6 protein-coding genes are annotated in these 11,221 nt (G+C 66.2%); 1 reads left to right on the forward strand and 5 read right to left on the reverse strand.

Annotated features, from left to right (window positions below):
- Nucleotides 1-1,366, forward strand: a 1,366-nt coding sequence (locus A5625_RS17875; protein ID WP_156748321.1) for an MMPL family transporter, incomplete at its 5' end; no start/stop codon positions are given.
- Here the strand turns inward: A5625_RS17875 and eccCa are convergent.
- The 5 genes from eccCa to A5625_RS30225 form a co-directional block, all read right to left on the reverse strand.
- Nucleotides 1,347-5,567, reverse strand: a complete 4,221-nt coding sequence (gene eccCa, locus A5625_RS17880) for a type VII secretion protein EccCa (RefSeq protein ID WP_066996730.1) — start codon at nt 5,565-5,567, stop codon at nt 1,347-1,349. The two genes, A5625_RS17875 and eccCa, sit on opposite strands and share 20 nt — an antisense overlap.
- Before the next feature lie 3 nt (nt 5,568-5,570).
- Nucleotides 5,571-7,058 carry a type VII secretion protein EccB gene (eccB, locus tag A5625_RS17885; RefSeq protein WP_066996733.1) on the reverse strand — a complete coding sequence of 496 codons (1,488 nt, stop codon included), beginning with the start codon at nt 7,056-7,058 and terminating at the stop codon, nt 5,571-5,573.
- A 2-nt stretch (nt 7,059-7,060) separates the two neighbouring features.
- Nucleotides 7,061-7,906, reverse strand: coding sequence for a DUF4226 domain-containing protein (locus A5625_RS17890; protein WP_066996736.1), 846 nt, complete (start codon nt 7,904-7,906; stop codon nt 7,061-7,063).
- A gap of 295 nt (nt 7,907-8,201) precedes the next feature.
- Complete coding sequence (locus A5625_RS17895; RefSeq protein ID WP_066996743.1) at nt 8,202-8,984, reverse strand: hypothetical protein; 783 nt, start codon at nt 8,982-8,984, stop codon at nt 8,202-8,204.
- Between the two features lie 256 nt (nt 8,985-9,240).
- Nucleotides 9,241-9,999, reverse strand: coding sequence for a DUF5631 domain-containing protein (locus A5625_RS30225; RefSeq protein ID WP_232003745.1), 759 nt, complete (start codon nt 9,997-9,999; stop codon nt 9,241-9,243).
- Nucleotides 10,000-11,221 lie beyond the last annotated feature (1,222 nt).

The following is an 11,221-nucleotide window of genomic DNA, read 5'->3' on the forward strand; positions in this document are numbered from 1 at the left end:
GCTGACCCAACGCCTCAAGCGCGTCGCCGAACTGGACAACGCGCTGGCGCAGACCCAGGTTGCCGTCGACGGGCTGGGCAATGGATTGCGAGGCGGCAGTGCGGGATTAGCGGACATGTCCGGCGCCGCCGAAGACATGCGCGCCGGTATGGACGGGCTGCAGCGCAATGTCACGACGGTGTCGGGCTACCTCGACCCGCTGCGAGACTTCGTCGGGCGAACCCCCGACTGCGCCACCAATCCGATCTGCTCGACGGTGGACCGTGTGCTCCAGCCCGTCGACAGCCTGGTGCAAACGTCCACCCGACTGGATTCCGGCGCCGCCAAACTCACCAACGGCTCGAGCACCGCCGCCACCGCGATGGCCACCCTGCCGCAGAGCGTGATCTCGATGAAAACTGCGCTGGGTCAAGCGCGTTCGGCTACGCACGACTTACTGGGCCTGTCCGACACACTCGGGCCGCAGTTGCGTCAACTGACCGACTATATGAATGAGATCGCCACCCAATTCCAGGGCAGTGCCGCAGCGGACTTCTATATGCCGCAGCGGGCGTTGACCGATCCGCGGTATACCACCGCATTGAACCACCTGATCTCTCAGAATGGCCGCGCCGCTTACCTACTGGTGTATAGCGACGGTTCAGAGTGGGGCGGTGAGGGCGCCAAGCGGGCCGAGCAGGTTCGCGCGGCCATCAAAGAGGCCACCAAGGAAGGCACCCTGACCCCAACCGAGGTCGACCTCGCCGGCGTTGGACCGGTTACCGCCGATCTGCAGCGCTTCGTCGCCGGTGACACCACGCTGTTGGTCGGTGCCGCGTTGGTCCTCATCTTCCTGATCGTCACGGTGATGCTGCGCAGCCCGGTCGCGGGGTTGGTCGTCGTCGGCACCGTCGTCACCTCGTTCGCATCGGCAATCGGTGCCAGCGTGCTGATTTGGCAGCACTTGCTTCATCATGACCTGCACTGGGCTGTGGCCCCGATCGCCTTCATCGCGCTGATCGCCGTCGGCGCAGACTACAACCTGTTGCTGGCGCTGCGCATCAAACACGAAGCGGCAGCGGGTCTGAGGACCGGCATCATCCGGGCGTTCGGTGGCACCGGCGGCGTGGTCACCATCGCCGGGGTGATCTTCGGGCTGACCATGCTCGCGCTGCTGACCAGCAGCGTGCTCAGCATCGCCCAGATCGGCACGACGATCGCGGTCGGGCTGTTGCTGGATACCCTGGTGGTGCGGGCATTCATCGTGCCGTCCATCGTGGCGCTACTGGGTCGGTGGTTCTGGTGGCCGAGTCCACTCCCCCGCCGCGCCGTCACATCGACGGTGAAAACCCCTGAGCCGCAACTGGTTACTGCGTCGGCGGGATGACCGAGGACGGCAATCCGACCAGAACACCTTCGACGTCGCCATCGACGCTGACCAGCAGGCCACGACCCGGCGGTAGTGACTGGGCCCGCACGTTTCGGTTGATCCGGTTCTGCGGATCGTTGTCCATGTACAGCTGAGCCACTTTCGCCGACGTCTGGAACCGCATCCACGGATCCATTTGCAGCGTCGCCCAGTTCGCGCTGTTGCGGGTGGTGAAGACATGCAACCCGATCTGGCGAGCACGTTCCATCAGCTTCCACAACGCCGCGCCCACCGGGGGCTTTGGCGGGTAGCTCTGATCCGGACGCAGGTCCTGGATGTCGTCGATCAGCACGAAGTGCCGTGGCCCTTCCCACGGCTTGAGCGCGCGCAGCTCCTCCTGGCTCAGACCTTTGGGAGGCAGCCGCGGCAGCAGGACTTGCTGCGCCAGTGTGGTGACCACCTCGTCGATCTCGTCCTGGTCGTAGGCGTAGGCGCGGACATAACCTGGACCGTGCAGATCGCGCAGACCGTGTGGAGCGGTCTTCGGGTCGATCAGCGTCAACTGCGCTTCCTCCGGGCTGAATCGGTTCATGATCGCCTCACCAATGGCGACCAGTGACAGGGTCTTTCCGCACCCCTGCCGTCCCAAGATCATCAACCCGGGACTCTCGCGCAGCTTGATGGGAACCGGTCCCAGCTCGTGGCGCTCGCCGATGGCGAAGCTGATGGAGAGGTCGTCGCCGCTGGGGTGTGCGGCTTCGTACTCCAGGATCGCCTTCAGTGCCACCCGCTGCGGCAGTCGCTGCAGGGTCGCATGCTTGGTGACTCCGGCGACGTCCGCGATGCGGGCGCCGACGTCGACGATGCTGACGATCTCGCCGGTGGCGGGATCGGTCAAGGCCGGCACACCAATCCGCAGCTCGTGCAGGCTGTCGGTCAGACCGAAGCCCGGACGGTTCAAGGTTCGCCGGGCCGCGTCCCGCGATTCGAGCGACGAGTGCCCCATCTGGCTTTCGCTCGGGTCTGCCAAACGCAATTGGATTCGCGCCGTGGCGTTTTGCAGCAGGCTTTGCCGTTGCCCGTGAATCCAGCCGCCGGCGCTGCACATCACGTGCACGCCGTATTCGGGGCCGCGGCTGCTCAACGAAATGATGCGGTCGCCCAGCACGGTGTCTTTCGAGTACAGGTCGTCGTAGTCGTCGACCACCACGAAGACATCGCCGAACGGGTCGTTGGCGTCGGTGCCGCCCAGACCGTCACTACCCGGACCGAACCGCCGCTCGCGGAAGCCGTCGAGGTCGATCTTGAGGCGGCGGAACGAATCTTCGCGGGCATCGATCAGTGCGTCCATGCTGCTCAAAATCCGCTCGATGCCCTCGGCGTCTTTCGGTGACACGATGTCGGTGACATGCGGTAGCGATGCGGCCTGGGCCAGCGTCGCCCCGCCGATGCAGAAGAACGTGACGCGCGACGGGCTGTACATCGTTGCCGCCGAGCACATCAGCGTCATCAGCGTGGTGGTCTTGCCGCGCTGCTTGGCCCCCACCACGATCACGTTGCTGCGCAACGCGTCCACCGCATGCACGATCTGCTTGGACTCTTCGGGGATGTCCATGACGCCGACGGGGAACATCAGGCCCGCATTGCGCCCATAGTCGACGTGCCACGGTTTGCCCCGGTATCCCGCGACCAGGGCGTCGATGGACTCGGGCTCCTCCAGCGGCTCGAGCCAGGGCCGGCGCGGTGAGCGGTGCGGCACGTCGTGTAACGACTCGCGCAGCACGTCGACGATCTTCTTCCGCTTGAATCCGTCGTCGTAGTACAGGAATTCATCGGGTTCGGCGTCGACCGCGGCGGCGGCTTGCAACGCTGTGGCGTCGGAGGCGTCCAGCGGCTGGTACTGCCAGTTGTACAGCCGCGGCTTGGTCAACGTCATGTCGACGGTGGTGGCCACCTCCTTGGTCTTCGGCACCACGAACGGGGCCGAGAGGTAGAAGCAGCGGAACGGTTCCAAGTCGCGCGGCCCCACCTTCAGCAGGCCGAAGCCGTTTTCCTTCGACGGCAGGTGGTAGGCGGCGTCCGAGCCGATCACCTCACGGCTGTCGTCGCCGGACTCGGCGCGCAGCGCGATGCGAAAGGCGATGTTGGACTTGACCTTTTGTAGCGAGGACAGATCCAGGCGCTGCCCGCCCAACATGAAGAAGACGTTCGCACCGCGGCCTTCCTGGCCGATGTGGATGATGAGGTTGATCCACTTCTCGTGATTGGCGAACAGTTCCAGGTACTCGTCGACGATCACCAGCAGCACCGGCACGGGAGGCAAATCACGCCCGGCGAGACGAATCTCTTCGTAATCGTTGGCGTCGCGCGCCCCCACCGAGGTGAACAACTCGTAGCGCTGTTTGATCTCACCGTCGATGACCCTGCGCATCCGCTCGGCCAGGTGGCGTTCGTCCTTGCCGAGGTTGGACAGCGCGGCCACCACGTGTGGGATACCCAGGATGTCCTGTGCGGCGGATTCGAACTTCATGTCGACGAAGATGACGTTGAACGTCTCCGGGGAGTGGGTCAGCGCGATGCCGTACACCAGCGACAGGAAGAACTCCGACTTACCCGAGCCACTGGTGCCGATGACCACCGAGTGGAAACCGAAGCCGCCGAAGTCTTTTGCGCGGATGGTGATGTTCTGCAGTTCGCCGTTGGGTTTTGCCCCGACCGGGACCTCGCACCAGCGTTCGTCGCCGCGGCCTCGTCGCTCGGCCCACAACCGGTCGACGTCCAGGTCGCGGGGGTCGCTGATGCCCAGGGCTCGCAGCAGTTCGGTTGCGCCGCTGACCGAGTCGGCGATCTCGCTGCGGCTGGTCGGTGACCAGCGGGCCATCGCCCGCGCGTAGCGGTAGGCGCGGTGCACCGAAAGCTGGTCGGCGTGGGCGAAGAACTTGTTGCGCACCCGCAGCAGTGGTGCGGGCCGGTCGTCTTCGCCGTCGGCGTCGGCGTCGGATCCGTTCTTGTGCATCGTCACTTCACGGTTGACCGAACCGTTGGGTGCGCGGTGCCGTTCGCTGAGGTCGAACACCTGGTCATCGGCGAAGCCGACGCCGGTGCCAATCCGGGAAGCGATGCGCAGCAAGGTGATTCCCGCCTTGCCCACCTGCCCCACCACGCTTTCCCACGCATCGGGGCTGCCGGTGTTGTCGTCGACGATGACCAGGTGCGGGCCCAGATCGACGGTGTCCACGCCGGTTTCCAGCGCTGAGCCCATCGCGGTGGGGCTGGCCGCGGCCAGCGGTGTCCACGCGCCGCGCTTGCCCTTCATGTGCAGTTCGGCGCCCAGGGTTTCCTCGAGTTCCTCGGGGGTGGCGAAGACCAGGCGGCGAAACCCGCACGCGTCGAACAGCTCGTCGTGCAGGTTGTGCGGTAGCCACACGATCCATGACCATGCCTCGGGATTGCGGGTCACCACCATCAGTTTGACGTCGCGCGGGTTGTGAAACACCGCCAGCGAGCACAGCACCGACCGCATCAGCGACCGCAGCCGGTCCAGGTCGTCGCCGACGAAGCTGAATCCCGGTGCCGATCGGAGATTGACCACCTTGGCGATGTCGCGAATCTTGCGCTGTTCCAGGATGAAATCGCGAAGCGCCTGCCCGGTGACGGGCTCGAGCTCCTCGTCGGAGGCGATGTCGGGCCAGGTCACCGAGAGCACCGAGTCCGGTGCGTGCTGCACTCCGGTGCCGAGCCGTACCTCCAGGAAGTCCGCGTCGCCGCGACCGCGCTCCCACATGCGCGGGCCGCCGATGATGGCGCCCAGTCCGCGAGGGTCGGAGTGCACGTTGTTCTGCCATTCGCGTTGGGCGCACACCGCCGTTTGGATCTCGTCGCGGTTGCTGTCAAGGTCACGGAGGTAGCGGCGGCGACCCTTTTCCATTTCGCCCCAAGTGATCTTGCGGGCCCGGCCGAAGCGGCCGGAGAACGCCAGCATGCTGAACGCCCCGATGCCCATCAGCGGGAAGAAGCCGGTTGTCAGGCTGCGCACGCCGGATACGTAGAGCATGACGATGGTGCCGATGAGCGCGACGATCAGCGCCGGCACACCGATCATCACCCAGATGTTGCGCGGCTCACGTTCCGGCAGTGCGATCGGTGCGCTGGGCGCTACTCGAACCGGTTTCGGCGGCTCGATTTGGACGCGGTTGATGGGGAACGCTTTTTTTGACATTCTCTAGCCTCCCGGCTTCGCCGATGTCGTCACCACAGCCACCTTGCCGAGCGCCGGGACGGTGTCCCGCTCCAAAAGCGCTGCCTCCCTTGACAGCGCAGGGCCGGCGGCGAAAGTCCGCAGCAGCGGCCAGGGCGCCTGCACCGCCGTAGCAGGGTCGAGCCCGAGGGCGCGCAGCGTCGTGTCGTCGTTGGTGATCCCGAATCGCACCCCGTTGTCGCAAACCCAGAACAGCGATTCACGGGAGTCGGAGGTGACCACACCGCTGGTTGACGTCACGAAGTTCGCCGCGCCCGGCAACACCAGCACCTGGTTGGCGACCACCGACGCCGGATCGCGGTCATCCCGCACCAGATGAACGATGCGGTTGTCCAGGTAAGACGGCGTGGGAAGTCCGCGTCCGTTGTAGACCACAACGCGTGCCTGCGGATCCGTCGAACCCTTCTCCCAGCCGACGCATGTGGTCGGATCAGCAGTGGTATCAATAAAATTCAGCCGCTTGGTCGGGTAGTAGTCCACCGCCAGCGAGGACACTTCGGGGATGTTGACCAATACGTCGGGCGTCACCACGCGGGGCGCCGTCGAGCCATAGGAGTTGGCGCTGCGCAGCAGGTCGGCGACGAAGCTGGTGATCTTTTGCACCCCGTCGGGCAACAGCACATAGAACTGTGTGCCGCCGCTGGCGGTTTGGGCCTGGAGCACCGCGCCGACCTGTGAGCCCGAGACCCATGTCGACGGAGTGCCGGCCAGGGGCACCGCGGGCACACCGAGCGGTTCGGTCGCAGGCAGCGCGTCGTACAGTGCCCGCGAAATCTCCACCGGCAGCGTCACTCCCGGGTCCAGGCCCAGACTCAACGTGACCGCTCTGTTGGACGGATCGATCTGCGAGCGTTTGCCGCCCCAGATGACAAAGGTGTTGCCTTCGAAAGTGACCAACACCCCGGCGTCGTCGCTGAGCGGCATGGCCCGTTCGAACCCGTCAAGTTGCCCGGCGATCGAGGTCACCACCGGTCGTTCTGGGCTGCGCGGACGTCCCGCCGTGTCGCACACCGCCCAGGCCGACGCGGCGCCACGATGGACCGGCATCGCGGCCGGCGCTCCGGGGATACCGACCAGCGGCCCGGTCGGATACTTCGCGATCTCAGCGGGTTTCACCCAGGTCGGCTGGTTGGCGGTTCCGGTCGCCAGTCGCGCGGAGGTCAGGTTCAGCACCGGGTAGAGCCGGCCGTCGATCCTCGCGTAGAGAGCCCCGGAATCGCGGTCACCGATGATCGCCGAATCCCCCACGATGCCAGTCGGTTTCAGGACGTTCAGCAACAGCATCCAGCCCGAGGCGATGGCCACCAGCAGTATCGACAACATCAGCGCGGCGGTCTGCTTGCGGTCATCGTGTTTCATCCGCACCGAGAAGCGGGTGGTCGCCGCGCGAAGCCGCCGGTTGTAGAAGAGGTGCCCAGAGTTCTGGTCGCGGTTAGACAAACTCAGCGGCATGCTCAGTACCCCTTGGGCGCTCGGTGCGGATCGGCCTGCTGAATCCGATCAGCCAAATTCGACGCGTCGGCGGCGACCCCGTAGCGGCCCATCGCATAGTTGATGAAAGCGCACGCCTGAGCGACCAAATTGTGGATGTCCCGCGAGGTTCCCGGCTGGTGATAAGCCGCGAATGTTGGCGCGATGAATTGCCAGGCACCCCTACTCGGTGTGCCCCGCACCGCGTTGGAATCCCAGTCGTTGACGGCGTTTGCGTCGTAGTTGGACTCACGGCGGGCCACCAGGTCCATGCCACGTTCCCAGCGAGCGCGCGCGACTGGGTCATGAACGCCCTTGATATCTAAGGCTTTACCAATGGCCGCCAATACGGCAGGCCGTCCGCCGGTCTGGGTGTTGTGCATCGATCGCCCTCGTCGGTAGTGCAAGCGTCGCAGCCGCCGCGCGAGCAGCCTTGCCCGCCGGCGAGATCCGGCGACGTGCCGATGCTGGCTGCGGAGCCTGGCCGCCATGCGAGCCACGGCTTCGCGGCGGCCCATCGGGGTATCGGCGGCCGGTGTGGTGTCTGCCAAGGCGTCTTCCAGCGTTGCGCGTGTCGCTGCCCGGCCATAAGCGTGATCGGTCCGCGCCTGCGCAAGCACCTCGGCAACCGTCCGGTCGGTGTGCCCCAACTGACTTAGGCGTTTTATTGCGGTGCCCGAGCGGGTCGCCGCCGCATCCGGCAATTGATCAGTGCCGTGCCGTAGTGCCTCGGCGTGCGTCTGTGTCTGAGCCAGTGCGTCACCGATGCCGCCGTTCGTGGCTGCCGGGAACAGATTGTGGGCGCGCGACAACGCCGCGACCGCTCGCATTTTCAGGGGATTGGTCACCGATTTCCCCGCCGTGATTCATCTGTGCGCCCTATGGGCGCCGCATCCTTGCCGGACACTTCGCGCTAGTACTCCCACACCCTTCTGGCCGCGTATTCCGCGGTTCGCCCGCAGACGTACCAATAGCATGCACGTAACGACAGTTCTGCTGTCAATAACGAGCAACCCAATATGACCCGCACATTGGGATCGGCCGGCCGCGATTACGTAGCGACACTACTGCCGGGATGAACCACCCGACCACTCACCTTTGGGTGGGCTGGGAGGTTCGGGTCGGCTATTCTTTCGGCTCGTCTTCGGACGGCATGATCACGATCCGGCGGTTGGGCCTATTGGTAACGACGGTCGGCTTCGCCTCACCGGATTTGCTGCCCGGGGCACTCGGCGGGATCGTCAAGCGGCCCTTGACCGGCTGGCCGTTGGGCACGCCCGGGGCTGTCACCCGCTTTTCGACGGGCTTGTCCTTGTTGCCGCCCTCGCCGCCGGCGCCCATCGCACCCGGCGGCATCATCGGCATCCCGGTCATTCCGGATTGCCCAGGCATGGCGGGCATGCCGCTGGTCGCCGGCATTATCGGCGCCTTGGCGCCCGCGGGCGATGTCGGCGGGGATGAGGTTGGCACCGGAGGCGGACCCAGCGAGCTGGCCGGAGTTGTGCCCCCGCCGGCGCCCAGCCCACCGCCGCCGCCGGAACCGGCGCCCAGTCCGGCGCCGCCGCCACCGCCGACACTGTCGACCAGATGCGCGTCGTTGGCCAGCGCGGCGGCGCCGTGGGCGCCCTGGACCGCGCTCATCAGCGGTTGAAGGGCGCTCTGACCTGCCTGCATCGCCTGCTGCGGAAGCTGGGTCAGCGGCCCCATGACGCCTCCGATCGCGCCGCCGAGCGCGCCGGTAACGCTCTGCAGCATCTGCTGGATCCCCTGCATCTCCTGCTGGCTGTTTGCCTCATTGGCTGGGAATTTGGCCGCAGCGTCAGCCGCGTGAGCTTTGCGGTCCGCATCTGCCGCGGCCGCGTCGGCGGCGTCTTTCGGGACGTTGGCGTTGCCGGCTGCTCCGACCACCCCTTGCATACCGCCAACGGGCGAGGGGTCCCCTGGCGGAGCAGGAAACGGATTCGGGATCGATGCTGGTGGTCCGCTGCCGATCCAGGTAGTACTTATCGGATCGTGACTGATGGGTCCACCGTTCACGATCTCACCTCCGCCCCGCTTGCAGAGCCCGAAAACGCCTGATAGCTACCGGGCACAGCCGATTACTCGTTCAGCCATTTTGGCATAACACGCCACGAACGGTATTCACCCAAGGATTCAGGAAAGCCTAGGAACCAGTCCGATGGCTGATCGCGTCAAACCACGCCAGGTGATAATTCGCCAAGTACTCATGCCCTTCGATCAACGCTTCGATCGCGGCCAAAAGCATCCAATCCCCGACGGCCGTTGGGTCGTGATGGGGATAAGCGGTCAGCACTGCGTGCTGAATTTCGGCGGCACATTCGCGCAGCATCTCGATTTCGCTATCGATGACTCCCGTTTTTCGCACCGCGGGTGTCGCGACCGCCTGGGCAATACGTGGCAGGCCGTCCCGGCGGCGCACCGCTTCCACCAGGGTGGGTCCTAGTTCATCGATGTCGGGCGCAGCCGAGCGCGCCGGCCGATCACCGCTGAGTGTGGGCTCGTCCGAGCCCGGCTCGGCTACGTACGTGTTGGCGTGGTGGGCAGCCGCGACCGTGATAGCGCCGAGCAGGTCCATCACGTTGGCGTCATGGCGTCGTGCAGTCGGCTCGAGCAGGGTTATGTGGGCGGGCAACCGGACGTGCGGCGGAATCCACCCCGCCGCGAGATCGGTGACCAGCAGCGTGGTGAAGCCGTCGTCACGCAGTCCTACCGCCCACGAGAGCCGAGGCTCTTGTCGAGCTACGGCGTCGACCAGGCGCTGCAACCGTTGCTGCTCGGCGGCCCGACCAGAGGCTGCGCCGGCCGTTGCGCCAGTTGCCGCTGAGGCTGCCGATGCGCCGGCCATGGCCGACGAGCCTGCGCCGGCCTGGCCTGCGGCGGCCCCGGAAGCTGTCCGGTCCACCGGCGACACCAGCGGCCCGCCCGCCGACGGGGACGATGTCGGCGAGGACGCTACCGGCGCGCCCGAGATGGGGCCTGCGGGTGCAGAAGGCACGGATGGCGGCGCGACAACGGGTGGACGTAGGTCAGAACCGTAGGCGGGCAATGGTCCTGAAGGCACTGATGCGCCTCCCATCGTTGGAGCCGGCGACGACCACGCACCGCCGGTCATGACTGGCGCAACCGAGGCACTTCCCCCGGTGGTCATTGGTGCAGGAGCCGCGGTCGGGGCTGCATCGACGGGCGGGGGCGCCGCAATGAACGCGCCGGCGCTGGGGACGGTCGGTGTTACTGCCGACGTCACCGGAGGAGTTTGAGGTGCGCCGGCCTCCATCGCTTGTATCGGCCCCGCCGTAAAAGCCTGCCCGCCAGGACCCATCGCCTGGCCCGTCGTCAAGCCGGAGGTGAAGGCCTGCCCCAAACCGGGCTGGGGAACTTGTCCTAGGCTCGCTGGCGATATGGGCATGGGCGCCCCGTGAACGGGCGGTACGCCGGGGGCTGGCGTTCCGATACCGCCGGGAGCGTGCACACCGGGGAATGGGGCGGCTGGTGGTGCAGGACTTGGCGCAGTCCCGCCGCCCGAGCCACCGCCAGCCCCACCAACAACCGAATGCGGGGGGGCTGGCGCGCCGCCACTCGCGCCACCCGGCCCGCCTCCACCGTGCTTGCCGACTACCGCATGCGCGGGAGCTGCCCCGCCACCGTTCGCGCCACCCGAACCACCACCGGCACCAGCAACAACCGCATGTGCGGGGCCCTGCGAGCCGCCACCCGCGCCGCCCCCAGAGCAACTAGCGGAGATACAGGCGGTCCAGGCGCGCTGCAATGCCGACGCCGCGAACGTGAGCCGGGACGCTGTCGACAAGATGATGGCAGCGACGCAGAAGATCCTCAATGTTGAAGGTGTGGGCGGCGATGCGCGGAGCTGGGCGCGTGCAAACGGTTTCAACAGCGACGATGCTCGAGCGCCAAACCCCATCAGTGAGCATGACTTGCATTCTGCTGTCGGCGGTGCTGTCGGCAAGGGCGGTGAAGGTGGGTCGGGTGGCGCGACTGGCAGGGGGCCAGCTCCCGCGCATGCGGTACTCGGCAAGGGTGGTGGAGGTGGCTCTGGGGGCGGCTTCTTTGATGCGAGGATTTGATTGATCTCGTTGTTACCTGAATTCGCTATTTCCGATAATCGT

This window comes from Mycobacterium sp. 1465703.0 (genome assembly GCF_001672975.1).
Classification (GTDB): Bacteria; Actinomycetota; Actinomycetes; order Mycobacteriales; family Mycobacteriaceae; genus Mycobacterium.

What these genes read in the sequence shown, in the direction of transcription:
- eccCa (WP_066996730.1), bottom strand. Translation starts at nt 5,567, where the DNA reads ATGTCAAAAAAAGCGTTCCCCATCAACCGCGTCCAAATCGAGCCGCCG.
- eccB (WP_066996733.1), bottom strand. Translation starts at nt 7,058, where the DNA reads ATGCCGCTGAGTTTGTCTAACCGCGACCAGAACTCTGGGCACCTCTTC.
- A5625_RS17890 (WP_066996736.1), bottom strand. Translation starts at nt 7,906, where the DNA reads ATGCGAGCGGTCGCGGCGTTGTCGCGCGCCCACAATCTGTTCCCGGCA.